Annotated in this window: 22 protein-coding genes; 11 read left to right on the top strand and 11 right to left on the bottom strand. The window is 72.5% G+C overall.

Features of this window, described 5'->3' with window-relative positions:
• Positions 1–89 precede the first annotated feature (89 nt).
• Together mgrA and QSK37_RS41830 are read right to left on the bottom strand one after the other, a co-directional pair.
• On the bottom strand, positions 90–1,115 hold the full coding sequence (mgrA, locus tag QSK37_RS41835) for an L-glyceraldehyde 3-phosphate reductase (protein WP_285632655.1): 1,026 nt from the start codon (positions 1,113–1,115) through the stop codon (positions 90–92).
• A 254-nt stretch (positions 1,116–1,369) separates the two neighbouring features.
• Positions 1,370–2,335, bottom strand: a complete 966-nt coding sequence (locus QSK37_RS41830) for a LacI family DNA-binding transcriptional regulator (RefSeq protein WP_285632652.1) — start codon at positions 2,333–2,335, stop codon at positions 1,370–1,372.
• Positions 2,336–2,412: 77 nt separating this feature from the next.
• Here QSK37_RS41830 and QSK37_RS41825 point away from each other — a divergent pair, with 77 nt between their 5' ends.
• Positions 2,413–3,603: an MFS transporter gene (locus tag QSK37_RS41825; protein WP_285632649.1), complete on the top strand. Its 1,191-nt coding sequence runs from the start codon at positions 2,413–2,415 to the stop codon at positions 3,601–3,603.
• 36 nt (positions 3,604–3,639) lie between these two features.
• Here the strand turns inward: QSK37_RS41825 and QSK37_RS41820 are convergent, their stop codons facing one another.
• The 3 genes from QSK37_RS41820 to QSK37_RS41810 all read right to left on the bottom strand — a co-directional run bounded on the left by QSK37_RS41820 (position 3,640) and on the right by QSK37_RS41810 (position 5,817).
• Positions 3,640–4,269: a GNAT family N-acetyltransferase gene (locus QSK37_RS41820; RefSeq protein WP_285632646.1), complete on the bottom strand. Its 630-nt coding sequence runs from the start codon at positions 4,267–4,269 to the stop codon at positions 3,640–3,642.
• Positions 4,266–4,391 (bottom strand): hypothetical protein, encoded by a 126-nt coding sequence (locus QSK37_RS41815; RefSeq protein ID WP_285632643.1) that lies wholly within the window; start codon positions 4,389–4,391, stop codon positions 4,266–4,268. The genes QSK37_RS41820 and QSK37_RS41815 overlap by 4 nt, the downstream gene beginning before the upstream one ends.
• Positions 4,392–4,455: 64 nt before the next feature.
• Entirely contained in the window at positions 4,456–5,817 is a 1,362-nt protein-coding gene (locus QSK37_RS41810; protein WP_285632640.1) for an MFS transporter, read from the bottom strand.
• A 216-nt stretch (positions 5,818–6,033) separates the two neighbouring features.
• On the opposite strand from QSK37_RS41810, the gene QSK37_RS41805 reads away from it, so the two are divergent.
• The 3 genes from QSK37_RS41805 to QSK37_RS41795 all read left to right on the top strand — a co-directional run bounded on the left by QSK37_RS41805 (position 6,034) and on the right by QSK37_RS41795 (position 8,589).
• Entirely contained in the window at positions 6,034–6,429 is a 396-nt protein-coding gene (locus tag QSK37_RS41805; protein WP_285632637.1) for a hypothetical protein, read from the top strand.
• A 101-nt stretch (positions 6,430–6,530) separates the two neighbouring features.
• Positions 6,531–7,943, top strand: a complete 1,413-nt coding sequence (locus QSK37_RS41800) for a glycoside hydrolase family 47 protein (protein ID WP_285632634.1) — start codon at positions 6,531–6,533, stop codon at positions 7,941–7,943.
• A gap of 127 nt (positions 7,944–8,070) precedes the next feature.
• A complete protein-coding gene (locus QSK37_RS41795) occupies positions 8,071–8,589 on the top strand; it encodes a GNAT family N-acetyltransferase (protein WP_285632631.1) in 519 nt (172 codons plus the stop codon).
• 323 nt (positions 8,590–8,912) lie between these two features.
• Here the strand turns inward: QSK37_RS41795 and QSK37_RS41790 are convergent, their stop codons facing one another.
• The 3 genes from QSK37_RS41790 to QSK37_RS41780 all read right to left on the bottom strand — a co-directional run bounded on the left by QSK37_RS41790 (position 8,913) and on the right by QSK37_RS41780 (position 13,508).
• Positions 8,913–11,879 (bottom strand): AAA family ATPase, encoded by a 2,967-nt coding sequence (locus QSK37_RS41790; protein WP_285632628.1) that lies wholly within the window; start codon positions 11,877–11,879, stop codon positions 8,913–8,915.
• Positions 11,876–13,006, bottom strand: coding sequence for an exonuclease SbcCD subunit D (locus QSK37_RS41785; RefSeq protein WP_285632625.1), 1,131 nt, complete (start codon positions 13,004–13,006; stop codon positions 11,876–11,878). Before QSK37_RS41785 ends, QSK37_RS41790 begins: the two co-directional genes overlap by 4 nt.
• A 115-nt stretch (positions 13,007–13,121) precedes the next feature.
• A complete protein-coding gene (locus QSK37_RS41780) occupies positions 13,122–13,508 on the bottom strand; it encodes a hypothetical protein (RefSeq protein WP_285632622.1) in 387 nt (128 codons plus the stop codon).
• Positions 13,509–13,971: 463 nt separating this feature from the next.
• Here QSK37_RS41780 and QSK37_RS41775 point away from each other — a divergent pair, with 463 nt between their 5' ends.
• Positions 13,972–15,156, top strand: coding sequence for a serine/threonine-protein kinase (locus QSK37_RS41775; protein WP_285632620.1), 1,185 nt, complete (start codon positions 13,972–13,974; stop codon positions 15,154–15,156).
• Here the strand turns inward: QSK37_RS41775 and murJ are convergent.
• On the bottom strand, positions 15,136–16,731 hold the full coding sequence (murJ, locus tag QSK37_RS41770; RefSeq protein WP_285632616.1) for a murein biosynthesis integral membrane protein MurJ: 1,596 nt from the start codon (positions 16,729–16,731) through the stop codon (positions 15,136–15,138). The two genes, QSK37_RS41775 and murJ, sit on opposite strands and share 21 nt — an antisense overlap.
• A gap of 128 nt (positions 16,732–16,859) precedes the next feature.
• Here murJ and QSK37_RS41765 point away from each other — a divergent pair, with 128 nt between their 5' ends.
• Entirely contained in the window at positions 16,860–17,384 is a 525-nt protein-coding gene (locus QSK37_RS41765) for an NUDIX domain-containing protein (protein ID WP_285632612.1), read from the top strand.
• Here the strand turns inward: QSK37_RS41765 and pdxR are convergent.
• Entirely contained in the window at positions 17,354–18,745 is a 1,392-nt protein-coding gene (gene pdxR, locus QSK37_RS41760; protein ID WP_285632611.1) for a MocR-like pyridoxine biosynthesis transcription factor PdxR, read from the bottom strand. The genes QSK37_RS41765 and pdxR overlap by 31 nt on opposite strands.
• Before the next feature lie 95 nt (positions 18,746–18,840).
• On the opposite strand from pdxR, the gene QSK37_RS41755 reads away from it, so the two are divergent.
• The 3 genes from QSK37_RS41755 (at position 18,841) to QSK37_RS41745 (ending at position 21,631) form a co-directional block, all read left to right on the top strand.
• A complete protein-coding gene (locus QSK37_RS41755) occupies positions 18,841–19,386 on the top strand; it encodes a cysteine dioxygenase family protein (RefSeq protein WP_285632610.1) in 546 nt (181 codons plus the stop codon).
• 25 nt (positions 19,387–19,411) lie between these two features.
• Positions 19,412–19,909 carry a pyridoxamine 5'-phosphate oxidase family protein gene (locus QSK37_RS41750; protein WP_285632608.1) on the top strand — a complete coding sequence of 166 codons (498 nt, stop codon included), beginning with the start codon at positions 19,412–19,414 and terminating at the stop codon, positions 19,907–19,909.
• A 294-nt stretch (positions 19,910–20,203) separates the two neighbouring features.
• Positions 20,204–21,631 (top strand): aldehyde dehydrogenase, encoded by a 1,428-nt coding sequence (locus tag QSK37_RS41745; protein ID WP_285632606.1) that lies wholly within the window; start codon positions 20,204–20,206, stop codon positions 21,629–21,631.
• 13 nt (positions 21,632–21,644) lie between these two features.
• Here QSK37_RS41745 and QSK37_RS41740 read toward each other — a convergent pair whose 3' ends face one another.
• On the bottom strand, positions 21,645–22,538 hold the full coding sequence (locus QSK37_RS41740) for a helix-turn-helix domain-containing protein (RefSeq protein WP_285632604.1): 894 nt from the start codon (positions 22,536–22,538) through the stop codon (positions 21,645–21,647).
• A gap of 131 nt (positions 22,539–22,669) precedes the next feature.
• Here QSK37_RS41740 and QSK37_RS41735 point away from each other — a divergent pair, with 131 nt between their 5' ends.
• The gene (locus tag QSK37_RS41735; protein WP_432705650.1) at positions 22,670–23,584 is read left to right on the top strand and encodes an MBL fold metallo-hydrolase; all 915 of its coding nucleotides are present in this window, start codon (positions 22,670–22,672) and stop codon (positions 23,582–23,584) included.
• Positions 23,585–23,590: 6 nt separating this feature from the next.
• The gene (locus QSK37_RS41730) at positions 23,591–25,096 is read left to right on the top strand and encodes a carboxylesterase/lipase family protein (RefSeq protein ID WP_285632601.1); all 1,506 of its coding nucleotides are present in this window, start codon (positions 23,591–23,593) and stop codon (positions 25,094–25,096) included.
• Positions 25,097–25,128 lie beyond the last annotated feature (32 nt).

Here is a 25,128-nt window from a genome sequence, read left to right as displayed (position 1 = left end):
GAGAAGACCGGGATCCCGGCCCGTACCGGCACGGTAACCGGACGGCCGGGATCCCGGCATCGGGGAAAACCCCGGAGTTCCCTGACGGCTCAGTGGCGGCTGGAGGCGGCCCAGAGGTTGATGCCGGCCTCGACCGCGTCGGCGTCGATGGCGGCCAGTTCCTCGTCGGAGAAGTCGAGGTTGTCCAGGGCGCCGAGGCTGTCCTCGAGCTGGGCGACGCTGCTGGCCCCGATCAGCGCGGACGTGACCCGCGGGTCGCGCAGCGTCCAGGAGAGCGCCATCTGCGCGAGCGACTGCCCGCGCTTTCCGGCCATCTCGTTGAGCGTCCGCACGTGCGCGAGGGTCTCGTCGGTGAGCAGGTCGGGCGACAGCGACTTGCCCTGGCTGGCCCGCGACCCCTCGGGGACGCCGTTCAGGTACTTGTCGGTCAGCATGCCCTGGGCCAGCGGCGAGAAGGCGATGCAGCCGGCGCCCACCTGCTCCAGCGTGTCGAGCAGGCCGCCCTCGATCCAGCGGTTGAGCATGGAGTACGAGGGCTGGTGGATCAGCAGCGGGGTGCCCATGCTCTTGAGGATCGCCGCGGCCTCCTCCGTACGCTCCGGGGAGTAGGAGGAGATCCCGGCGTACAGCGCCTTGCCCGACCGTACGGCGTGGTCCAGCGCGCCCATCGTCTCCTCGAGGGGCGTGTCCGGGTCGAACCGGTGGCTGTAGAAGATGTCGACGTACTCCACGCCCATCCGCTTGAGCGACTGGTCGAGGCTCGCGAGGAGGTACTTGCGCGATCCCCACTCGCCGTACGGGCCGGGCCACATGTCGTAGCCGGCCTTGGTGGACAGGACGAGTTCGTCCCGGTACGGGCGGAAGTCCTGCGCGAAGATCGTCCCGAAGTTCTTCTCGGCCGAGCCGTACGGGGGTCCGTAGTTGTTGGCGAGGTCGAAGTGGGTCACCCCGAGGTCGAACGCCCGGCGCAGGATGGCCCGCTGCGTCTCGATCGGCTTGTCGTCCCCGAAGTTGTGCCACAGCCCGAGGGAGATCGCGGGCAACTTGAGCCCACTCCGCCCGGTGCGGCGGTAGGAGATCTGGTCGTACCTGTTGTCAGCGGCCTCGTAACTCATACCGCGCAGTCTGCCGTGCCACGCGGAGGTGAAAACCGGCGGCCCGCCCCGAACAGGGACAAGAATCGCTAGCGTGACCAGATGACCACGGAGAGCAACAGACGGCGGGTGGCGTGGCCGTGCGGACGAACGTGAATCTCGGCCCCGGACCCGTACCCGTACCGACTTGGTGCTGGTCGACGCGAAGGTCGGGCATGTGTGGCGGGTGGAGGAAGACGATCGCGGGCCGGTCGTGTACGCGTTGCCGCGGTAGGTCAGGGTGCGGGTGGGGCGGTGGAGCCGCGGACGATGAGTTCGGCCGGCAGGGACACGTCCGGCGGTGCCTGGCCGTCGAGGCGTTCGAGGAGGGCGGTCATCGCCTGGGCGCCGAGGCGTTCGGCCGGCAGGCGGATGGTGGTCAGTTCCGGTTCGAGGGCGGTGGCGACGAGGATGTCGTCGAAGCCGGTGACCGACACGTCGCGCGGGACGTCCAGGCCGAGGTGGCGGGCGGCCTTGTAGGCGCCCGCGGCGATCAGGTCGTCGTCGCAGACCACGGCCGTGGGCCGGTCCGGGCGATCGAGCAGCGCCAGCGCGGCCTCGCGGGCGGCGGCGACGTCGATCGCGCAGTGTTCGCGGGCGGTCAGGGCGCCCGTCTCCGTGAGGACCTCGGCCCGTACGCGGAAGGTCCAGGTGTCGACGGCGGCGGCGAGGTGCCCGAGGCGGCGGTGTCCGAGGTCCGCGAGGTGCCGGGCGACCGCCCGCATGCCGCCGGCCACGTCGAAGTTGACCGAGGTCGCCGGGTCGGCCGGGTCGTTGTCCAGTACGACGAGCGGCACGTCGCCGAAGCCCGCGACGCCACCGCCGAGTGACGAGGCGAGGACGCCGTCGATGGCCTCGATGTCGACCGGGCTGCGCGCCGGGGCCGCCTCGTCGGTCCACGGGTGCACCACGACGCCGAACCCGCGCTCGCTCGCGACGCGCGCCGCGCCCGTGTAGACGGCACCGAAGAACGGGCTGGTCAGCGTGGGCACGACGAGCAGCACCGTACGGGTGCGGCCGAGCCGCAGGCTGCGCGCGGCGAGGTTGGGCCGGTAGCCCAGCCGGCGCGCCGCCTCGCGCACGGCCCGCCCGGTCTCCGGTTTGACCCGGCCCTCGGACTTCCCGGCGAGGACGAGCGACACGGTCGACTGCGACACTCCCGCGACGCGTGCCACGTCGCGGCTGGTCGGTCTCTTGGACACCCGTCAACAGTAGAGCCACGCCGTCGTACGTGATACGTATGACGTCAAAGCCTCCGTAATACGTATGACGGGAATCCATGCGCACCTATCTCCACTTCCTGCGGCGACCGTACGCCGCACGCCTGCTCGGCGGCACGCTCCTCGGCCGGCTGCCCAACGGCATGGGCCCGCTGGCGATCGTCCTGTTCGCCCGTGCGCACGGCGGCGGGTACACCCTCGCGGGTGCGCTGTCCGCGCTGTACGGGCTGGCGATGGCGGCGGGTCAGCCGGCGATCGGGCGGGCGATGGACCGGTTCGGCCAGCCGCGCATCCTGACGGCGAGCGCGGTGGCGGCCGCCGCCGGGTTCGCGTCGCTCGCGGTGGTGGGGCTGCGCCCGCTGCCGGTCGCGGTCGCCGGGGTGCTGGTGGCCGGGTTCTTCACGCCACCGCTGGAGGCCGGGCTGCGGGCCCTGTGGCCGTCGGTCCTGCCCGGCGAGGCGGAGGTCCAGGCGGCGTACGCGCTGGACGCCGCCTCACAGGAGCTGCTGTTCACCTGCGGACCGCTCATCGTCATCGCCGCCGCCGCGTTCTCCGACGAGGTCGCGGTGCTGCTCACCGGGCTGCTCGGCGTCGCCGGCACGCTCATCGTGACCTCCTCCCGGCCCTCACGCGCCTGGCGCGGCGAGGGCGGCGGCGGGCACTGGGCGGGGCCGCTGCGCTCTCCCGGCATCCGGGTGCTCATCGCCACGCTGACCTTCGTCGGCGTCGCCCTCGGCGTGATCAGCGTCGGCGCCGTCACGTACGCGGACGCCCGCCACATCTCGTACGCCTCGGGGCTGCTGCTCGCGCTCACGGCGGGCGGCGCGTTCGTCGGCGGCGTGACGTACGGGAGCCGGCCCCGGACCGGCCCGGCGTACCGGCGGCTGGTCCTGCTGATGACGGGCCTGGCCGCCGGTTATCTGCCGCTGATGTGGGCGCCGCCGCTGCCGGTCATGGTGGTCCTGGCCATGCTCAGCGGCGTCTTCCTCGCTCCGGTGCTGGCGTGCGCGTTCACGCTGGTGGACGGGCTCGCGCCGCGCGGCACGGTGACCGAGGCGTTCGCGTGGCTGGTGACGGCGTTCTGCGTGGGCAGCGCGGCGGGCTCGGCCCTCGCGGGCGTCGCGGGCGACGCGGCGGGGGTGCACGGAGCGTTCGCGGTCGCGGGCGCGGGCGGCGTCCTGGGCCTGCTGACCCTGCTCACCGCCGGCCCGATCCGCGTACCCGCGCCGTCGCCGGAGCCCCCGGTCTAGTGCCGCAACGGCAATTGCGCTCGGGTTCGCAGGAATTCAACGGCCAACTCGCACCATCATTTCGACACTGTTCAGCGACGGGTCCTGGGCCAGCGGCTTGGTTTCTCCCGTGGGCCGGAACCCGGTGCGGGTATACAGGTCGATCGCCGGCTTGTTGTTCTCGCGGACCCACAGTCTGACCTTGCCGTGTCCTTGGTCGCGAGCCCATTCCAGGGCGGTTCGCACCGTGAGATCGCTGATGCCGGTGCCACGCGCTTCCGGCAGCACCAGCACACCCTTGAGTTCCAAGACGCCCGGTTCATCAGGGGCAAGTCGGACTCGGGCGACCGGCGCGCCATCGCGCGTCCCCACGAAAGTCGGCATTTTCTGCAAGCCGTCCCTGATCTCGGCTTCCGTCATGGAGAGAACCTTGGCGCGAGTCACGTTGAAGTCCAGCGGGTAATCATGGAGCCGCAATGAGAACGATCTCTGGATCGCCCAATCGTCGGGGGCCAGCAACCGCACCTCGCCGACAGGCGGACGCGGCCCCGTCTTGGGGACTCCGACGAGGACGGTCTCGGCCTTGGCGGCACCCGTACGAGGCGCCTCACGCAGGTACCATCGCGCGCCCTTGAACAGACCCAACTGCTCGGCGGCACGAGCGGTGGCTCTCCCGAGAACGCTCACCGTGCCTCCCGCATCCACGTCCGCGCCGAGGAGAGGTCCCGCAGGAATCCGGCCGCACCGGCGATCGATCCGCCGCCCGCCAGCGTGCCGGGGCCCCGCACGGTGATGACGCCGGAGGACATGACACCGGCCCCTTCCGCCTTGCCGGAGACACGCTGGACGAACGACGCGCTTAACTCACCTCGTTCACTGATCCCTGCTCATCGGTGTCACCTCCTCTCGGATGTCCTCCGCGGCGTCGGGGGAACGCACGGCTCGCGCCTCCCGCATCCAGGTCCGCGCAGGAGAGAGGCCGAGCAGGATCCCGGCCACACCCGCGATCGCGACGGTGTTCGCGGCTCCGAACAGATCGGACAGCCCGCCGCCGACCAGCGCGCCGAGGCCCTGCACGGTGATGAGGCCGGAGGACATGGCACCGAGCGCCTCCGCCTTGCTGGACGCGGGGACGAGCTGGACGAACGACGCGCCGATCTGCATGTGGTACGCCGTGGCCAGCGCGCCCGACATCGCGAACAGCAGTGCGGAGACGGCGAGCCCCGGTCTGAGGGCGCACAACGCCAGCGGGACACCGGCGAGCAGGGCGATGGGTCCGAGGGCCCTGATCCGCGCGTGCTCCGGCACGAACCGCCCGAAGACGAACGCACCGACGACGGAGCCGATCGGGTCGCTCGCCATGATCAGGCCGACCGTCACGGCCGTACCGGCGCCGACCGCGTCCGCGTACGGCGCCGCGATCCCCTCGGGGACGATGTAGCAGCCGGCCAGCCAGCTCAACGCGGTGAGCGAGCGCAGCCCGGGATGGCGCAACACCATCATGAGCCCGCCGCCGGTCGCCCGCCGGCCGGAGGGAGGGCCGTCGACATCCGCCCCGGTGGGAGCCGGCCTCGCGTGGACACCGAAGCGCACGAGGAGGGCGGCCGCGCCGAAGCTGAGGGCGTCCACGCCGAGCCCGGCGGACGGGCTGACGGCCTGCGCCAGGACACCTCCGACGAGAAAGCCGCCGACCTGGGCGGACTGGATCGTCATGTGGCGTATCGACAGCGCCAGCACGTAGCGATCGCCGGTCAGTACGTCCGCGAGCAGGGCGAGCTGAGCGCCCTTGAACGGCCCGCCCAGCGTGGTCATGGCCGTGAGCAGCACGCAGAGGACCGGCAGCGGAAGGCCGGGTATCGCCATGAGCCCGGTCAGCACCGCCCGCAGCACGTCCACGGTGACGACGACCTCGCGCCGCGGGTGCCGATCGGCCAGGCCGCCCAGCAGCACGCCGCCGATGAACGACGGGATGTACGTGAGGGCGTAGACCAGTCCGGTGAGCAGGGCCGAGGACGTCCGCTGGTAGACGAGCACCGCGAGCGCGACCCTGGCGAACTGGTCCCCCACCTGGGAGAACAGCTCACCGGCCCACAGCGCACGGAACTCACGGACCGCGAAGACACTCCCGTACCCCACTCGGGCCGGTGCCGTCCCTGGTGCTGTCATGACGTTGCCGTCCCTCTGCTGACGGGTGAAGCCGGTGGCGTACGGGCGGAGGAAGGCGACCGTCGCCACACCGATCTCGGCCGGGACCGGCGCGGAACGACGACGCCGTCACTCCAGGGGAGACCTGTAAGTCCATCAAGGACGCCTTACGGATGGCTGACGTGAACGTCATGACGTCGGCCGGGAGGGGTCCCCGGGCACGCGGTCTACGGTGCTGCCGGCCCACTTGGAGGAGGAACTGTGAGACCGATGACCGTTCAGCGCCCTGACGACAGACCGCGACGCATGCCCGCGAAGGTCGGCTGGGCGGTCGCGGGACTGTGGTTCGAGACGGCCCTCTTCGTACTCGCCGTGGCCGAAATGTTCGTGACCGCCCATGACCGGAGCTCCCATGGTCAGAGCGGCGTCGGGCAGACGGTCGTCGCCGGTCTGTTCCTCGTGCCGGTCGTCGCGCTCTGGGGCGGGTGTGCCGTCGCCGCGGCGCGCCGTGCGTACTGGGTGTGGGTCCCAGTGATCTCCCTCCAGGCGTTCTTCGTCTTCGGCGGGCTCGTCGTGCTGGTCGTCGCCCTCGCGGTCCAGGACGTCATCGGGATCGCGGTCGCGGTCGTCTTCCTCGCCCTCCCAGCGGCGGTCGCCTGGCTGTCGCTCACGCCGGCCGCGCGGGAGTGGTTCCGCCGCTGACATCAACGGTTCGGCCGGGACCGGTCAGCCTCATCGCCAGGAGATCCGGCGGATGGTAGGACGACAACGTTGTCATGATCTCCTGACTTCGGCGGTGAGCGATGAGAGCCTCCATCCCCTTCACGCGCAGAGCGTTCCTCGGCACCCTGACGGCGGCCGGCGGCCTGGCCGTCGCGGGTCTCCCGGCCGGCCCGGCGAACGCGGCCGGGCACCGTGACTGGCACCGGGTCGCCGAGGACGTGCGGGCCGAGCTGCGGCACGCCTGGGGGTCCTACCGGCGGTACGCGTGGGGCCATGACCAGCTGCTTCCCGTCAGCGGCGGGCACAGCGAGTTCTTCGACTCGGCGCATCCGGTCGGGCTGAGCATCGTCGAGGCGCTCGGCACGCTCTACTTCATGGGCCTGGACGACGAGCTCGCCGACGGGGTCCGGTGGGTACGCGACCACCTCGACTTCGCCGGGGTCGACGCCGACGTGCAGGTCTTCGAGACCAACATCCGGATGGTCGGCGGGCTGCTGTCGGGGTACCTGTGCACGGGCGAGCGCGCCCTGCTCGACCAGGCGCGGACGATCGCCGACATCCTCCTGCCGTGCTTCACCGAGTCCCCCACCGGCCTGCCGTACCGCCGGGTCAACCCGTCCACGGGTGACATCACCGGGAACGTCAACGTGCTCGCCGAGGTGGGGACGATCATCGCCGAGTTCGGCACGCTGTCGCGGCTGGTGCACGACTCGCGGTACTTCGACGCGGCGAAGAAGGCACTGCGCGCGGTGTACGACCGGCGCTCCGGCCTCGACCTGGTCGGCACCGAGATCAACATCGAGACGGGCGAGTGGACGGACTCCAGCGCCCGCGTCGACCCGCCGGTGGACTCGTTCTTCGAGTACCTCTGGGACGGCTGGGACCTGTTCCGCGACCGCGACCTCAAGCACTGGTACGACACGCTGACCAGGGCCGTACTGCGGCATGAGGAGGAGCGTCTCGACGGTGGGCTGTGGTTCCACCGGGCCGACATGACGACCGGCGCGGCCCTCGGACGCGAGACGTCCGAGCTGACCAGCTACTACGCCGGCCTGCTGGGCCAGAGCGGCCACCTGCGCGAGGGCGAGGCGTACCACTCGGCGTGGGCGTCGGTGCTGGCGTCGTACCCGCTGCTGCCGGAGGGGTACGACTACGGCACGGGCAAGGCGACCGACCCGGGCAACCAGCTCCGCCCGGAGTACGTCGACGCGGCGTTCAACCTGTGGCTGGTGACCGGCAAGGAGCTCTACCGCGAACGGGCGTACGACTACTACCTGCGGCAGAAGCGCGCCTCCCGCGTGGCGAACGGCTGGACGATCGCCACGGACGTCACCGCCTCCCCGGTCAAACTCGGCGACCTGACTCCGGGCTACTGGTGGGCGGAGCAGATGAAGTACTGGTACCTGCTGTTCGCCGACTGCCCGCGCTTCGACTACCGGAACAACTACCTGTCGACGGAGGGCGCGGTCCTGCGGGGAATCATCCGGCGCTGAGGTCCGCCGCGGCCGACGGCTCGCCAGGGGCACGTCCTTCGCCGGCCGCCTCCCCTTCCCATGGCTTCGACCGCCACAACGACCACCTGCCGGCGGAGGGCACGGTCCCGCGCCGGCCGAACCGGAGATGAGCGACCTGGCCGAGACACCGCGCCTCGTCCAGCCGACGGCGGCCCTACGTGATTCGTTCCTCACCGGCGAGCGAGCCGACTGCCTGGCGGAAGGGAGGAGTACGGAGTGGCTCGCCCCGGCCGTCGAGGACTTCGACGCGTTCGTCGCGGAGCGGCGCGGTGTGTTCCTCCGGTGGGGCGTGCCGTGCACCGGCTTCTGGTACGTGGCCGGACAGGACTACCTCGGCATGCTCATCATCCGGCACCGGCTCACACCGGAACTCGCCGAGGTGGGCGGCCATGTGGGGTACCACGTCGTCACTCCCTGGCGCCGACGCGGCCACGCGACTCGGATGCTCTCGGCCGGGCTGCTGGAATGCCGGCGGCTCGGCCTCGACCGCGTACTCCTCACCTGCGGCCGGGACAACGAGGCGTCGCGCCGGGTGATCCTCGCCAACGGCGGAGTACTCGACCGTCCCCACGGCGACGAGGACCGCTTCTGGATCACTCTCGACGAGGGTCCGGGCACGGCCTGAGCGGCCGTTTCCCGGACCGGCACGCGATTCCGCTCGGGAGGCCACGGAGGAACTCGGCCTTCCCGCAGTGTCGAGCGGAGCGGCGGCGCCTCGTAGGTGTCCTCCGGGGCGTCGGGTGGGTCCATCGACCGCCGCCGGTGCCGCACGTCGTTGCGCGCCATGAGCGCCGGGAACTCCCGGCGGAACCTGGGCTCGATCTCGGGACGGCCTCGCACGGATCATCTCCGGGAGCCGGACCGCCGCCCGCGACACCGTCCGGCGAGTGGGCGGCGCCCGTATGACCGGCGACAAGCTCCTTCGCACCGGCCAGGCCCGCCCCCAGGTCAGGTCGTGACGGTCAGGGTGGAGCCGGTGCGGGTCTTGGCGACGCGGAGCTGGGCCGGGATGCGGGTGCGGAGTTCGGCGACGTGGCTGACGATGCCGACCGCGCGGCCGCCGTCGCGGAGGCCGTCGAGGACCTCCATGACCTCGTCCAGGGTGTCCTCGTCCAGGGTGCCGAAGCCCTCGTCGACGAACAGGGTGCCGATCTCGGTGCCGCCGGCCTCGGCGGTGACCACGTCCGCCAGGCCCAGTGCCAGCGACAGGGACGTGATGAACGTCTCGCCGCCCGACAGGGTGCCCGGCTCGCGGTGGCGGCCGGTCCAGCCGTCGATGACGCGCAGGCCCAGGCCGCCGGTGCCGTGGCCACGGGAGCCGGCCGCCTTGTCGACCGTGTGCTCGAGGGAGTAGCGGGTGCCCGACATGCGGGCGAGGCGTTCGTTCGCGGCGGCGACGACCTGTTCGAGTCTGGCGGCCAGGACGTAGGCCGACAGCCGCATGCGGGTGCGGTTCGCGGTCGGGTCGCCGGAGGTCAGGGCGGCGACGCGTGCGGCCAGGGCGTGGTGTTCGGCGGCCGGGCGCCACTCGGCGGCGCGGGCGTGCAGCTCGCGGGCCAGCGTCACCAGCCGGGACCGGCGGTCCGTGAAGCGGTCACGGGCCGAGGCGACGGACTGGTGGTGCTCCTCGGCGGCGCCGAGCGCGGCCTCCAGGGCGGCCAGGTCGGGCGGTGGCTCCGCCGCGGCGGCGCGCAGCGACGGGTCGTCGAGCAGCGCGGCGACCCGTGCCTCCTCGTCGTCGTAGGCCTTCACCCGCCGTGCCAGCTCCTGGCGGGCGGGGTCGTCCAGGGCGGCGGCGCGTGCGGCCTCGGACGAGTCGAAGCCCTCGGCCGACGCGGCCGCCGACGCCTCGTCGGACGCGGTCTCGGCCTCGGCGGCGGCGGCACGGAGCTGTTCGGTCGCGGCGGCCGTGTCGCGCAGCAGCGCGGCCTCGTGGTCGAGCCGCCGGACGCGTGCCTCCAGGGTCGGGTCGTCGCCGCGTGCCGCGTCGATGCGGTCGCGCAGGCGGCCGGCCTCGGCGGTGAGCGTGTTGTGCTGCGTCTGGAGTGCGGCCAGCGCGGTCTGGATCTCGCCGTGCCGGTCGCGGGCCTCGTCGAAGTCGGCGTCGACGCGCCGCAGCTCGTCCTCGATGCGGTCGATGTCGGTCTCGGCGCCCGCGAGGCCGGCCAGATCCTCCTCGGCCGCGGCCAGCGCGCTCGCCAGCTCCGGCTCGGGAGAGGAACCGGCCTGGTCGCAGGCGGCGTCGAGCTCGGCGGACAGCCGCGTCACCGTGTTGCCGGTCTCCTCGCGCCGGGCCAGCGCCGCGTCGTACGCGGCGGCGGCCTCCGCCTCGGCCTCCTCGCCGGGCCCTTCGATCTCGGCGTGGGCCGGTGACGGGTGCGACGCCGAGCCGCAGACCCGGCAGGGCTCGCCCTCCGACAGCTCTTTGGCCAGCGACGCGGCCATGCCCTCCAGCCGGGCCTGCCGGATCTCCTGGACGACGTCGCGGGCGGCCTGGGCCTCGTCGACGGCCGCGCGGTGGGCCGCCTCGGCCTCGGCGAGCGACGCCGCGAGGAAGTCGCGCCGACGCGCGGCCTCCAGGCGCGCGGTGGCCTCGGCGACCGCCGCGTCGGCCGCCGGCAGGGCGGCGGCACGGGTGCGGGCCTGGTCGAGCTGGGCCCGCAGGAGGTCGCGGTGGGCCGGCGAGTCGGTCAGGAACAGCGCCAGCTCCGCCTCGCGGGTCTCCAGGTCGTCGGCCTCGTCGGTGAGCGTGCGCAGCTCGGCGCCGATCGCGGTCAGGCGGGTCTCGTCCTCGCGCCGCTGGGCGAGCTCGACCAGCTCGTCACGGCGGGCGCGCTCCTCCTTGCGCATGAGGTCGGCGTCGGCGTCGTCGGGCAGCAGCCCGCCGAGCGCGGCGCGGCGGCGCGTGACGACGGCGGCGACCTCGTCGCGCCGGGCGGCCCGCGCGGCGGCGGTCTGGAGCCGGGGCAGCACCCGCCCGGCGCGTTCGGCCGCCCGCAGGCGGCCGGTCAGCTCGGTGCGCTCGGCCGCCCGCTCGGCGAGGTCGGCGGAACGCCGGAGCGCGTCGGCGTGCCGCTCCTGCCGCTCGGCGACGGCGCGGGCGTTGTCCAGGAGCGCGCGGGCCGCGTCGCGCGCGGCGCCGGCGTCGGCGGCCTCGGCGGCCGTCACCGCGGTGAGGTCGGCGACGTGGCCGGACAGCTCGGTCACCCAGGCCGCCAGGGCGGGCGGCGTCAGCTCGGGGCGTGCGGCGCCGGCCGCTTCGGCGGCCCGGTCGGCGACCGACTCGGCGGCCGCGCGCAGCTCGTCGGCGGCGCGCCCGCTCTCGCGGCGGCGCTCGGCCAGCCACATCTCGACCTGGGCGAACACCTCGGTCGCGAACAGTTTCTCCAGCACGCCCCGGCGTTCTTCGGCCCCGGCGCGCAGGAACGCCGCGAAGTCGCCCTGCGGCAGCAGCACCACCTGGCAGAACTGCTCCGCCGACATGCCCAGCAGGTCGGTGACGAACTGGCCGGCCTCGTCGAACCGGGTCGACCAGGTCTCCCACGCGCCGCCGCGCCACTCCTGGAGCAGGACCTTGGCCTTCTCCTCGGTGGTGCCCTGGCCGCGGCGTTTCGGTCGTTCCCACTTGGGCGACCGGGTGACCTTGAAACGCCGGCCGCGGATCGTCACGTCGAGCACGACCTCGGGCGCCCGGTCGGGCGGCGCGTGCTGGCTGCGCAGGTCCTTGGCGTCGTTGCGGACGCTCGGCACCCGGCCGTACAGGGCGAAGCAGACCGCGTCGAGCACGCTGGTCTTGCCGGCGCCGGTCGGACCGTTGATCAGGAACAGCCCGGCGCCCGACAGCGCCTCGAAGTCGACCGTCTGCGTGCCCGCGTACGGGCCGAAGGCGGTGATGGTCAGCGAGTGCAGCCTCATCGCGCCGCCTCCGTCAGCCGGCAGCACTCGAACGCCTCGCCGAGCAGGTCGCGCTCGGCCTCGTCGGCGGGCGCGCCGCGTACCTCGCGGACGAAGTCGTAGGCGATGTCGAGGTCGGAGCGGTCGCGGATGCGCTCGGCCCAGCCGCGGTCGTCGGCGGCCGGCCCGCCCTCGGGCTCGAAGACCAGCGCCAGCGTGTGCGGGAACCGTCGCCGCAGGCGCTCCATCGCCCCGGCGGGCCGGTCGGGATCGGTCAGGGTGACCTGGAGCCAGTGGTCCTCGTACGGCGCCCAGCGCTCGCCGGACAGCAGGTCGTCGATCCGCCCGCTGATGCGCGCGGACCGGCGGGGCACGGGCGCCTCGACGAACTCGGCGGTCACCGTCTCGCCGAGATCGACCAGCCAGCCGCCCTTGACGTGGTGCTCCTCGGAGAACGAATAGGCCAGCGGCGAGCCGGAGTAGCGCACGGTGCCGGACATGCGCTGGCGCCCGTGCAGGTGGCCGAGGGCGACGTAGTCGACGCCGTCGAACACGCTCAGCGGCACGCTGGCGACGCCGCCGACGGAGATGTCGCGCTCGCTGTCGCTGGCCTCTCCCCCGGTGACGAACGCGTGCGCGAGCACCACGGAGCGGCCGTCGCGTTTCGCCAGGTCGGCGCGGACGCGCCGCATCGCCTCGGCGAGCGCGGCGGTGTGGCCGCGCTCGGACAGGTCCCACGCGCTGCGCACGACCTCGGGCTCGAGGTACGGGATGCCGTACACCGCCGTGCCGTCGGCAAGCAGCACCGGCTCACCGACCCGCCGCGGATCGGCGATCACGTGCACGCCGGCCGCGGACATCAGCCCGGCGCCGAAGCCGAGCCGCTGGGCGGAGTCGTGGTTGCCGCTGATGGCGATGACCCGCACCTTTTCGGCCGCCAGCCGCCGGAGCGCCTCGTCGCACAGGGCGACGGCGTCGACGGGCGGCAGCGCGCGGTCGTACAGGTCACCGGAGATGAGCACCGCGTCGACACTCTCCGCGCGCACGGTCTCGACCAGGTGGTCGACGAACCGCGCCTGGGCGGCGAGCATGTCCTCCCGGTGGAAGGACCGGCCCAGGTGCCAGTCGGAGGTGTGCAGCAGGCGCATAGGGCGGGAAGCTAACAGGCCCCACCGACAACATCGCCCTCACACGCCGCCTGATGCCGCTTTGACATCTTTCGCGGCCCGAGCGTGGCACCAGAGCCGGAAGGCACGATGCCCGTTACGCGTCTCCGTAGGCGGCTATCGAATCGACATGTCCACTGACCGCGCCGAACCCGACGCGGAGCGAGTAGCGCTGTAGCCCGACGCCGGTCCCGGTGCCTCCGCTGTAGTAGAACGCGGTGAGGGCGCACGGCCCCTGGGCGTGGTACTGGGTGGCGGACGTGTAGGCGGAGGGCACGTCCCACACCCAGCGGTGGACATTGGGAGGAGGGCAGTAATCGGACATCATTCCGAGGTAATCACCGCCCTTGTAAAAGGCGACCGACCAGGAACCCGGTTCCGACTGTGCCAGGGAGTCCGGGGCCGCCTGAACAGCGGTCGCACCGGCGAACAACAGGGATCCCCCGGCCAATGCGACCAGCGCCGACCGTACGATGTTCCGCACTTCTCCTCCTGTTGATATCTCAGGTGGACCTCGTCTGATCAGCCAGACGGTAAACGGCGCCACGGTGTACACGTCGCCGTTTCGCGCACGCGGACTCGCCATTCGGGCCGGGCCGGTGCCCCCGAGCACGACCGGGCAGGTACGGAACCAGCCGGGCGAGCACGCCGGCGGGAGCGCCGCTACCGTACGGTCCACGGCTCGCCGCTGTCCGACCACGGCGCGCTGCTCGCCGAGACGCTGACGCACACACTGCGCGAACGCGCCGCCCGCCGGGCTCCCGGCGTGGAGGCGGTGACCGTCGACGCCGAGCTGTGGGTGGAGCCGCGTGTGTGGCAGGACTTCCTCATGCGGCTCGGAACGCGAGGCCGAGTCCCGTTTGGTCCTATAGGCTCCGCACTTTGCACAGGTCGGGCCACGGAGGCGGGTGCCGGTGGAGCCATTGCGGGCGGGCGACCCACGTGAGGTGGGCAGGTATCACCTTCTGGGCCGGCTCGGCGTGGGTGGCATGGGCGAGGTGTTCTTCGGCCTGACTCCGGGGAGACGCCCGGTCGCGGTCAAGCTCATCCATCGGGTTCACGCCGCGAACCCGGAGTTCCGTCGGCGGTTCCGGTTGGAGATCGAGGCGGCCCGCAGGGTCAACGGCCTGCACACCGCCGGAGTCGTCGATGCCGACCCCGCCGCCGACCCGCCCTGGATGGTCACGGCCTTCATCGCGGGCCCCTCGCTGGAGCGAGCGCTCGCCGAACACGGCCCGTTCCCGGAGAAGACCCTGCGTGTGCTGGGCGCCGGGATCGCCGAGGCGCTGGAGGCCATCCATGAGGCCGGCCTCGTCCATCGCGACCTCAAGCCGTCCAACGTCCTTCTCGCGGCCGACGGCCCGCGCGTGATCGACTTCGGTATCGCCCGCGCCACGGACGCGTCGCAGACCACCGCCCTGGCGGGCACTCCCGGGTTCATGTCTCCCGAGGTACTCACCGGGGAGCCGCTGACCCCCGCGTCGGACATCTTCGCCTTCGGCCTGGTCCTCGCCCACGCCGCGGGAGTGCGCCCCTTCGGCGAGGGCCCTGCGCAGGCTCTGAGCTACCGGATCGTCCACCAGGAGGCCGATCTCACCGGCCTGGAGGGTGACATCGGGGAACTCGTCGCCCGGTGCCTGGCCAAGGAGCCCGCCCAGCGGCCCACGACCGCGCGGATCCTCAAGGCGCTCGTCCCTCCCCTCACGCGGGACTCATGGCTGCCGGCTCCCGTCCAGACCATGGTCGACCAGCCGACACCGCCGGCCCCGCAGGGCCCCGCCCATGCGCCGAGCCGGACCGCGCGCGTCCCGTTCCCGCCCTCCGCCGCACAGCCGCCGCGAAGAACAGGGTCTTCGTGGCTCCTCCCCCTGCTCGCCGCGGCGGTGCTCATCCCGAGCCTGGTCTTCTTCGCCCTCGGGCTGTCCCAAGGCCGGAACGACGGCTGCAGCCTCCTGGCGGCCGGCGGAGACACCGCCGTGCCGTACGGGCACCGGACCATGGCCGCCGCGGTCACCTGCGAGGAGACCACCCCGAAAGTGGAAGTCCTCCTGGGTGCCATCGGGATGGTCGTCGGCGTTTCCCTCGTCATCGTCGCCGTACGACGGCGGCGTTCACAGGTCGTGCGGGCGTAGCGCCGCGGTCAGCGTCCTGAACTCGGTGATGCGCAGTGCGCGGGCGATGAGGGCATAGAGGCCGCCGCCGGCCGCGGCCGCGACGGTGACCGTGAGGAGCGAGGCCGTCCAGGCGGTACCCGTCGCCGAGCCGACGACCCACGCCGTACCGGCGGTCGCCGGGGCGGCGAGGGCCGCGGCGACGAGCATCCGGACGTGGGCGTTCAGCAGGCGGTGCCCGTCGAGGCGGCCCATTCGGCGGCGGAGCGCGTACGCGGTGAGCAGCAGCCCGGTCGTGTACGCGAGCGCGGAGCACGCCGCGAGCGCGACGACCAGGTGCGGGCCGTGGTACAGCCGGGCGGCGGCCAGGCAGGTGCCGACCGTCACGGCGGAGACCACCACGCTGATCAGGGCCGGGGTACGGGTGTCGCCGAGGGCGTAGAAGACGCGCAACATGATCTGGTACGCGGCGAACGGGACCAGCGCGAGCCCGTACGCGGCCAGGACCAGGCCGGTGAGGCGGGCCGCGGCGGGCGAGGCGTTGCCGTGGTCGAACAGCACGGTGGTCAGGCGCGGGCCGAGCGTGATGAGCGCGGCGGCGACGGGAACCAGGACGACGCCGGTCAGCCGCAGGCTCTGGGACAGATCCGCGATGACCCGGCCGAGGTCGCGGTCGGCGGCTGCCCGGCTCAGCCGGGGCAGGACTCCGGTGATGACGGTGACCGCGATGACGGCGTACGGCAGCTGGAACAGCGTGCCCGCGTTGGAGTAGACGGCGACCGCTCCGGGCCCGGCGTGCGATGCCAGCCTGGTGATCACCACGAACACCGCCTGGGCGGCGCTCACCGACGCGATCGTCCACCCGGCCATGGCGGCGATCCTGCGGACCCCGATGCCCCGGGGGTCGGCGTGCAGCCTCGGCCGGAAACCGGCCCGGCGGCCGGACAGCAGGAGCACCGCCATCTGGACGGCGACCCCGGCGCTCGTACCGACCGACAGCAGCAGCGTCTGCCCCTGGGTGAGGGACTCCAGCCTGCCGGTGCCGCCGATCAGCAGGAACGACACGGCGGTGGCGATGACGACGAGGTTGTTGGCCACCGGCGCCCACATCGGCGCGGCGAAGCGACCACGGGCGTTGAGCACCGCGGACAGGGTCGCGCTCACCCCGTAGAACAGGATCTGCGGCATGAAGTACCGGGTGAACACCACGGCCAGCTCCCGCTGCCCCGGCGTGAACCCGGGGACGGAGAGGCCCACGATGAACGGCGCCGCGATGATCGTCACGATCACCACGATCGACAGGCCGTAGACCACCAGGGACAGCAGCCGCTGCGCGAACAGGTCCCCGTCGACGCCGTCGTCGGCGGCCGTACGGACCAGGAGGGGCACCAGCACGCTGGCCAGGGCCCCGCCCATCACCAGCTCATAGATCGTGTTGGGGGTGACGTTCGCCGCCGTGTAGGCGTCCAGCAGCCGGGTGCCCAGGCCCAGCGCGGCCACCAGAGCCAGCGTGCGCACGAACCCGGTGATGCGCGAGACGGCGGTGGCCACGGCCATCGCCCGGCCGGCCCGCACCAGCCGCGGTCGCTCCGACATTCGCGTCCTCTCCTTCATCCCGGGAGGGCCGGTCGAGGTGAGTTCCGGGGAGGCTCCCAGCGTACGGCCGAGCGGTCCGGCATCTGACGCATACTCAACGTCACCACCGTCTGTTCCGGGAGGAACCAGTGAGCTGGCTCCCCGTTGAGGAATACGTTCAGACCCTTCCCCACGCGACGATGTACGCGGCGCTGTACTTCACCGATCGCGAGGGGAATCCCTTCGCGTTGCGGTCCGCGCAGAAGGCCGAGGCCTGGCAGCTGCCCGGTGGCAACGTCGAGCACGGCGACGCGACGCCGTTCGCCGCAGCGGTACGGGAATGCCTTGAGGAGACCGGGATCGCGTTCGCCGGAGCTCCCGCGCTTCTGCTGACGCACTTTCTGGGACCGGGCTCCGGCTGGCCGTGCGCCAAGGTCGGATTCGTCTTCGACGGCGGTGTGCTGACGCCGGAGGAGCTCGACGCGATCGTCCTCGACCCGGCCGAGCACTCCGGATGGCGGGTTCGGCCCCTGCGGGAATGGCAGAAGGTGATGAGCCCGCGCCTGTTCGCCCGCACCGCGGCACTCGCCGAGGCCCGCCGTACGCGCCGCGCCACCCTGCTCTGCGAAGCCGCACCCCCCGATCAGGGGATCTCCAGGACGGTGGCGAGGTGACGGATGCCCTCCTCGATGCGGTGGGGCGTGAGCGTGCTGTAGCCCACGACGAGGGCCGATGGCTGGGAGGGCCGGCCCGGGCCGGATCGTAGCGGGCGGACGAGGATGCCGTGCCGGGCGGCGGTGTCGGCGGCACGGGTGGCGTCGGCTCCGTCGGGCAGCCGGACCACGGCATGCAGGCCGGCGGAGATGCCGGTCGTGTGGCAGGCGGGCAGGTGGCGGTGCAGTGCCTCGATGAGCGCGTCACGGCGCTGGCGGTAGATGCGGCGGGTACGCCGCAGGTGCCGGTCGAGATCGCCGTGCCGGATGAAGTCGGCGGCGGTGGCCTGGATGATCGAGGTGGTGAACCGGTCGCTGTGGGCGCGGACCGCGAGCAGTTCGCCGCGCAGCGCCGGGGGGACGACCAGCCAGCCGAGCCGCAGCCCGGGGGCCAGGCTCTTGGACAGGCTGCCGGCGTGGATGACGTGGTCGGGCGCGACCCCCTGAAGGGCGCCGACGGGCTGTCGGTCGTAGCGGTACTCGGCGTCGTAGTCGTCCTCGATGATGTAGCCGCCGCTGGTGCGGGCCCAGTCGGTCAGGGCGATCCGCCGGTCGGCGGACAGCACCACGCCGGTCGGGTACTGGTGGGCGGGCGTGGTGAGCACCGCGCCCGCCCCGGACGCGGCCAGCCGGTCGACGCGCACCCCCTCGTCGTCGACCTCGACGGGAAGGCAGGCGGCGCCGGCCCATTCGATCTGCCCGCGCCAGGACGGGTGGCCGGGATCCTCCACGGCGACGCCCCGCTCGGCGGTGTCCCGGTCGGCGAGTACCCGGGCCAGCAGGCTCAGCCCGTGCGAGAAGCCGTTGCACACCACGACATCGTCCGGTGCGCACGACAGGCCGCGGACCCGGCGCAGGTAGTCGGCCAGTGTCTCGCGCAGTACGGGGAGACCGGCCGGGTCGCCGTAGCCGAGTGCGTCGTCGGACAGTGACCGCAGTGCGGCGCGGGTGGCCCGTGCCCAGGCCGCGTGGGGGAACAGACCGACGTCCGGATCTCCGGGCCGGAAGTCGTAGCGGACCGTGGCCGGCGATGGGTCGCGACGCCGTGGCGGGTCGGGCCGGGTGACGGCGTTGACGACGGTGCCCTGGCCCTGCCGGGAGGTCAGGTAGCCCTCGGCGGTGAGCTGGTCGTAGGCCGCGACGACGACACCGCGGGTGATCTGGAGATCCGCGGCCAGCGCCCGGGACGACGGCAGCCGTACGCCGGGGCGCAGCCGGCCCGCCCGGATGGCGTCCCGCAGGCTCCGCTCCAGCTGGGCGCGCAGGCCACGGGGGCGGGAGCGGTCGAGCTCCACGAACAACTCAGGCGAACTGGTACTCATAACTCATCCAATATTGGACCTCTTATTCGCTCCACTCTACTCATAGCTTGGGGTCACGGCCCGAGAGTGCGGCCGCAACGGTTGAAGGGACAGCCATGACAGTGTTGAAGCAGGCCCTGCCCGTCACGCCCCAGCTGGACGGCCTGGTCACGGGAATCCGCTCCGAGGTCGACCGCGGCGGCGACTGGCGGCGCACCGCCGAGCGCGTCGCGGGCGCGCTGCGGCGTGACCTGCCCCGGCCCGAGGCGCTGGCCGGCGACCTCGCCAACGGCCAGGACGGCCCGCGCAGCCGCCTGCTGCACGTGGAGCCCGACGGGACCTTCTCCATCCAGGCCATCGTGTGGCCGGCCGGGCGCGTCACGCCGGTCCACGACCACGTGAGCTGGTGCGTGTTCGGCGTCATCCAGGGCGCGCTGGACGAGGAGTTGTTCACGCTCGCCGACGGCGGCGACGTCCTCGTCCCGGCGGGACGCGTCACCAACACGACCGGCGCGGTCACCGGCTTCGCCCCGCCCGGCGACCTCCACCGGGTCGCCAACCCCGGCGACCGCACCGCCATCTCGATCCACGTGTACGGCACCGACCTGTCCCGCCTCGGTTCCAGCGCGCTGCGCTACTACGACCTTCCCGTCCGGCCCTGAACCCCCACCACCGAGGAGACCGATCATGAATCAGAGCGCTGTCGACGAGGTCCTCGCCCGGCCGATCAGCCAGGAACTCCTGACCCGTGACCTGGCCCGGATGGCCTTCGTCGCGCTGGACGGCACTCCACGGGCGATCCCGATCGGGATCACCTGGAACGGCTCGGAGATCGTCATGTGCACCGCGAAGAACGCACGGAAGCTGCCGGCGTTGCGCCGCAACCCGGCGGTGGCCCTGACCATCGACACCGAGGCGCACCCGCCGAAGGTCCTGCTCATCCGCGGTCAGGCCGAGCTGGACGTCGTCGACGGCATCCCCGAGGAGTACATGCAGTGGAACGGCACCTACGAGATGACGCCCGAGCAGCGGGCCGAGTGGGAGGCCGGCGTGCAGGCGCTCTACGACGGCATGGTCCGGATCGTGGTGAAGCCGACCTGGGCCAAGCTGATCGACTTCGAGACGACCCTGCCCACCGCCATCGAGGAGCTCATGCAGCAACAGAAGCAACGCCAAAGCGCCTGAACACGGACGGCCGGACCTGAACGGACCCTGTGACCAGCATCGTCACGATGAAAAGGGTTCGATGACGCGGTTCTTGTGTGAGTAGAGAATTCTGGTGTCACAAGAACGCCGAGCGCTGCCCTGGAAGTGCCCTCCTCCGGCCTCAACCCGTGGGGGGCGTGGGGGGCGGAGCCCTCCACATCGGGGGGCTCCGGGGGGTCGTCCCCCCGGACCGGCACTGTGGACAAGACCCGGGGCAGCGGCGAAGATGCCAAGCAAGCACTCGGTTACTTCCTCCCGCCTCCGGAGGCTCGTATGCGGCAGCACGATCGGCTCTACATCGGCGGCGAGTGGGTCGCGCCCGCCGGCACCGGCACCATCGACGTCGTCTCGCCGCACACCGAGGAGGTCATCGGCCGGGTGCCCGAGGCGACGCCCGCCGACGTCGACCGGGCGGTGGCCGCGGCGCGGGAGGCGTTCGACAACGGGCCGTGGCCGCGCATGGATCCGGCCGAGCGCCGCGCCGTCGTCGGGCGGCTGACCGCGCTGTTCGGCGAACGGATGCAGGACATGGCCGAGCTGATCACCGAGGAGATGGGCTCGCCGATCTCGTTCTCCCAGCTCGGGCAGACCGGGCAGGCGCTCGCCGTGTACGGCTACTTCAGCGAGCTGGACGTGCCCTGGGAGGAGGAGCGCGCGGGCATGCTCGGGCCGGTCACCGTACGCCGTGAGCCGGTCGGTGTCGTGGCCGCGATCGTGCCGTGGAACGTCCCGCAGTTCATCATCGCGCTCAAGCTCGCCCCCGCCCTGGTCGCCGGCTGCACCATCGTGATCAAGCCGGCGCCGGAGACGCCCCTCGACGCGTACCCGCTCGCGGAGATGCTGACCGAGGCGGGTGTGCCCAAGGGCGTGGTCAGCATCGTCGCGGCCGGCCGCGAGACCGGTGAGCACCTCGTACGGCACCCCGGCGTGGACAAGGTGGCGTTCACCGGCTCGACGGCGGCGGGCCGCCGGATCGGCGCCATCTGCGGCGAGCAGCTCAAGCGCTGCACCCTCGAACTCGGCGGCAAGTCGGCGGCGATCATCTGCGACGACGCCGACCTGGACGCGACGATGGGCTGGCTCAAGCTCGCGTCGCTGATGAACAACGGGCAGGCCTGCATCGCGCAGACCCGCGTCCTGGCCTCGCGCGGCCGGTACGACGAGGTCGTGGGCGCGCTGACCGAGACCGTTCGCGGCATGCGGGTGGGCGACCCGGCCGATCCGGCGACCGAGATCGGCCCGCTCGTGGCCGCCCGCCAGCGCGAACGCGTGGAGAACTACATCCGCATCGGCCAGGACGAGGGCGCCAAGGTGGCCCTCGGCGGGGCGGGACGGCCGTACGACCGGGGCTGGTACGTCACGCCGACCGTGTTCGCGGGCGTGTCGAACGACATGCGGATCGCCCGCGAGGAGATCTTCGGTCCGGTGCTCACGGTGATCCCGTACGAGGACGAGGACGACGCCGTGCGCATCGCGAACGACAGCGACTACGGCCTGGCCGGCACCGTCTGGACCGCCGACGCCGACCACGGCCTCGACATCGCCCGCCGCGTACGGACCGGAACGTACGGCGTCAACACCTACATGATCGAGTCCTCGTCGCCGTTCGGCGGCTACAAGTCCAGCGGCGTCGGGCGCGAGCTCGGCCCGGAGGGCCTGTCCGCCTACCTGGAGTACAAGTCGATCGCCCGGCTCGCCTGAACCTCGGCCCCGGTCAGGGATTCGGCGCGGGAGCGGAGGAGCCGGCTTCGACCTCGGCGGCGGTCGCCTGGGCGAGGAGGTAGAGGGCGGCCTGTGACGAGGAGCCCGGCGCGGCCGTCGCCAGCACGACGAGCCGTTCCTCGCTGCCCGGCGGACGCAGGCTCTGCTGCGTCACGGTGAGCGTGCCGACCAGGGGGTGGTGCATCTCGAACACTCCGGAGTCGCAGGGCCGGACGCTGTGGTCGGCCCACATCGCGGCGAACTCCGGGCTCCTCATGCTGAGTTCACCGACGAGTGAGGCGAGCAGGGCGTCGTCGGGGTGCCGGCCGGCCACCATCCGCAGGTTTCGCACCACCGCCCTGGCCTTGGCCGGCCAGTCGGCGTAGAGCGCGCGGGTGTGGGCGTCGAGGAAGACCAGCCGGGCCAGGTTGGGCCGGTCGGCGGGCCTGCTCGGGCTGTCCGGGTCGAGGTGGGCGGCGAGCAGCGCGTGTCCCAGCGGGTTCCAGGCCAGCACATCGCTCCGGCGCCCGCTGACGAGGGCCGGAACGTCGCCGAGGGCCGCCAGCAGTTCGAGGGTCGACGCGTCCACGTGCTCGGCGGGCGGGCGGCGGGTGACCGCACCCCGTTTCGCGCTGCCGGCCAGGTCGTGCAGGTGGCGGAGCTCGGACTCGTCCAGGCGCAGGGCCCGGCCGATCGCGTCCAGCACCTCGGGTGAGGCGCCCACCGACTGCCCCTGCTCCAGGCGGGTGTAGTAGGACGAACTCACTCCGGCCAGCAGCGCGAGCTCCTCCCGCCGCAGGCCCGGCACCCGGCGCCGTTCACCGTAGTCCGGCAGGCCGACGTCCTCGGGCCGCAGCCGAGCCCGCCGGGTCTGCAGGAAGTCTCCGAGCTGCCGTTGTCCGCCCATGCATCCCAGTATGGGACTCGCCGAAGAACGGAGCCTGACCCTGCCGGGGGTAGGCATCAGCCGGTCTGGCCCGCCCGCCAAGACGCCGGTGACAGTGGTCCGGTACCGACCGCTGACATTGGAGAACGACCGTGGACACCATCACTCTGGGCGATGTGACGCTGACCCGGGTCCGGGAGTACTTCGGGCCCGTGGACATGACGCCCGAGACGTTCTTTCCCGAGAGCCCCGCGGAGGTGTGGGACACCCATCGGTCCTGGCTGGCGCCGGACTTCCTGGACACCGAGACCCGGATCGTCAACGCCGCCATCCAGACCTGGCTGCTCCGTAGCGAGGGCCGGATCATCCTGGTCGACACGGGGGTCGGCAACCACAAGGACCGGCCGTACTCCCCGGTCTGGAGCCGGTTGGAGACCGGCTTCCTGGACGACCTCGCCCGCGTCGGAGTCCGCCCCGAGGACGTGGACGTCGTGGTCAACACGCATCTCCACGTGGACCACGTCGGCTGGAACACCTGTCTGGACGGGCGGAGATGGGTGCCGACGTTCCCGAACGCCACCTACCTGATGCCGAAGGCGGACTTCGACTTCTGGAATCCGGCGAACGGTCATCGGCCGCTCCTCGGTCGCGGCAACCAGAACGTCTTCGAGGACAGTGTGGCCCCCGTGCACGAGGCCGGCCGGACGCTGCTGTGGGAGGACGGCCACCGGATCGACGCCAACCTGCGCCTGGACCCGGCTCCCGGGCACACGCCGGGCTCCTCGGTGCTCACCCTCACGTCCGGCTCGGACCGCGCGGTGTTCGTCGGCGACCTGCTGCACAACCCCGTACAGATCTTCGAACCGGACGCCAACAGCTGCTTCTGCGAGGACCCCACCGGCGCCCGCGCCACCCGCCGCAGGCTGCTGGGCTGGGCCGCCGACAACCACGCGCTCCTGATCCCCGCTCATCTGGGCGGCCACGGCGCCGCGGAGGTCGAGCGCGACGGAAGCAGGTTCGCGATCAAGGGCTGGGCGCCCTTCACCCCGTACTCCGCGCAGGGCTGAGACTCGATGGAAGGCATCACCGTGACCCACCCGATCGTGACCACCGCGCGGGGCGCCGTCCGTGGCCTGCGCCGGCACGGCATCGCCACCTTCCTGAACATCCCGTACGCCGCCCCGCCTCGGGGCGCCGGCCGGTTCGCTCCGCCGCAGCCGCACGAGCCGTGGGACGGCGTACGGGACGCCACCGTGCCCGGCCCCACCGTCCCGCAGTCCGAACGCCGGCTCGGCAGCGTGGACATGTCCCCCTATTTCGGCACCGGATGGAGCCGTGGGGAGGACTACCTCACCGTCAACGTCTGGACGCCCGCCCCGGACGGCGAGCTGCCCGTCATGGTGTTCGTCCACGGTGGCGGATTCGTCGCCGGGTCGACGCGGGCCGCGCTGTACGACGGATCGGGTTTCGCCCGTGACGGCGTCATCCTCGTCACCCTCAACTACCGGCTGGGCATCGCCGGATTCCTCGACCTGCCCGGAGCCCCCGCCAACCGCGGGCTGCTCGACGTCGTCGCCGCGCTGCGCTGGGTACGGGAGAACATCGCCGCCTTCGGCGGCGACCCGGACAACGTCACGCTCTTCGGCCAGTCGGCCGGAGCGACCATCGCCGGTGGCGTCCTCGCCGATCCCGAGGCAGCGGGGCTGTTCCGGCGGGTGATCGTGCAGAGTGGCAGCGGCCTGGGCGCCTTCACGACCGAGCAGGCCGCGCGCGTCACCAGGGCGGCGGCCGGGGCCCTCGGCGTCGAGCCCCGCGCCGGCGCCTTCGCGGAGATCTCCGACGAACGCCTGGTCGAGGCCGCCTCCGGGCTCGCCGGCATCGACCTGCGGACCGAGACCCACTACGACCCGCTGATCGGGCTGAGCCCGTTCAGCCTGGTTCTGGACACCCAGCCCGCCGTGTCGGTGGCCGCCGGCCACGGCGACCGCGTCGACCTCCTCGCCGGGACCAACACCGAGGAGGGGAATCTCTACCTGGTCCCGGTGGGCCGGTACTCCACCTCGACCGCCGAGGACGTCGACGCGGCGGCGGCCGGCACCCACCCGGATCCGGTACGGCTCGTCGAGACGTACCGCGAGACACGTCCCGAGGCGTCCTTCGGTGCGCTGCGGTCCGCCATCATGGGCGACGGGTTGTTCGGCGCGGGCACCCGGGCCCTGCTCGGCGCGCACGCCGCCCATGCCGGATCCGCGACGTTCGCGTACGAGTTCGGGTGGCGTTCGCGCGCTCTGGGCGGCGAGCTCGGCGCCGCCCACACGATGGAGCTCCCCTTCGTCTTCGATCTCGCGCACCTCCCGCAGCTGCACGGGCCGGACGCCCTGCTCGGTCCCGACCGGCCGCCCGCGGACCTCGCGGCCCGCATGCACGACGCGTGGATCCGCTTCGCCACGATCGGTGACCCGGGCTGGGAGCCGTACGACCGTGAACGCCGGGCCACGATGCGCGTCGGCGCCGAGTGGACCCAGGTCGACGACCCGCACCGCCAGGAACGGCAGGCGTGGAGCACGGACGACGCGTAGCGGTGAGCCGGGCGGTCAGCCTGCGTCCGTCG

It is taken from the genome of Actinoallomurus iriomotensis (assembly GCF_030269445.1).
Taxonomy (GTDB): Bacteria; Actinomycetota; Actinomycetes; order Streptosporangiales; family Streptosporangiaceae; genus Actinoallomurus; species Actinoallomurus iriomotensis.
This window is presented reverse-complemented; position numbering and strand designations above follow the sequence as displayed.

What these genes read in the sequence shown, in the direction of transcription:
- mgrA (WP_285632655.1), bottom strand. Translation starts at nt 1,115, where the DNA reads ATGAGTTACGAGGCCGCTGACAACAGGTACGACCAGATCTCCTACCGC.
- QSK37_RS41825 (WP_285632649.1), top strand. Translation starts at nt 2,413, where the DNA reads ATGCGCACCTATCTCCACTTCCTGCGGCGACCGTACGCCGCACGCCTG.
- QSK37_RS41815 (WP_285632643.1), bottom strand. Translation starts at nt 4,391, where the DNA reads ATGTCCTCCGGCGTCATCACCGTGCGGGGCCCCGGCACGCTGGCGGGC.
- QSK37_RS41805 (WP_285632637.1), top strand. Translation starts at nt 6,034, where the DNA reads ATGCCCGCGAAGGTCGGCTGGGCGGTCGCGGGACTGTGGTTCGAGACG.
- QSK37_RS41800 (WP_285632634.1), top strand. Translation starts at nt 6,531, where the DNA reads ATGAGAGCCTCCATCCCCTTCACGCGCAGAGCGTTCCTCGGCACCCTG.
- QSK37_RS41795 (WP_285632631.1), top strand. Translation starts at nt 8,071, where the DNA reads ATGAGCGACCTGGCCGAGACACCGCGCCTCGTCCAGCCGACGGCGGCC.
- QSK37_RS41790 (WP_285632628.1), bottom strand. Translation starts at nt 11,879, where the DNA reads ATGAGGCTGCACTCGCTGACCATCACCGCCTTCGGCCCGTACGCGGGC.
- QSK37_RS41785 (WP_285632625.1), bottom strand. Translation starts at nt 13,006, where the DNA reads ATGCGCCTGCTGCACACCTCCGACTGGCACCTGGGCCGGTCCTTCCAC.
- murJ (WP_285632616.1), bottom strand. Translation starts at nt 16,731, where the DNA reads ATGTCGGAGCGACCGCGGCTGGTGCGGGCCGGCCGGGCGATGGCCGTG.
- pdxR (WP_285632611.1), bottom strand. Translation starts at nt 18,745, where the DNA reads ATGAGTACCAGTTCGCCTGAGTTGTTCGTGGAGCTCGACCGCTCCCGC.
- QSK37_RS41755 (WP_285632610.1), top strand. Translation starts at nt 18,841, where the DNA reads ATGACAGTGTTGAAGCAGGCCCTGCCCGTCACGCCCCAGCTGGACGGC.
- QSK37_RS41750 (WP_285632608.1), top strand. Translation starts at nt 19,412, where the DNA reads ATGAATCAGAGCGCTGTCGACGAGGTCCTCGCCCGGCCGATCAGCCAG.
- QSK37_RS41745 (WP_285632606.1), top strand. Translation starts at nt 20,204, where the DNA reads ATGCGGCAGCACGATCGGCTCTACATCGGCGGCGAGTGGGTCGCGCCC.
- QSK37_RS41740 (WP_285632604.1), bottom strand. Translation starts at nt 22,538, where the DNA reads ATGGGCGGACAACGGCAGCTCGGAGACTTCCTGCAGACCCGGCGGGCT.
- QSK37_RS41730 (WP_285632601.1), top strand. Translation starts at nt 23,591, where the DNA reads ATGGAAGGCATCACCGTGACCCACCCGATCGTGACCACCGCGCGGGGC.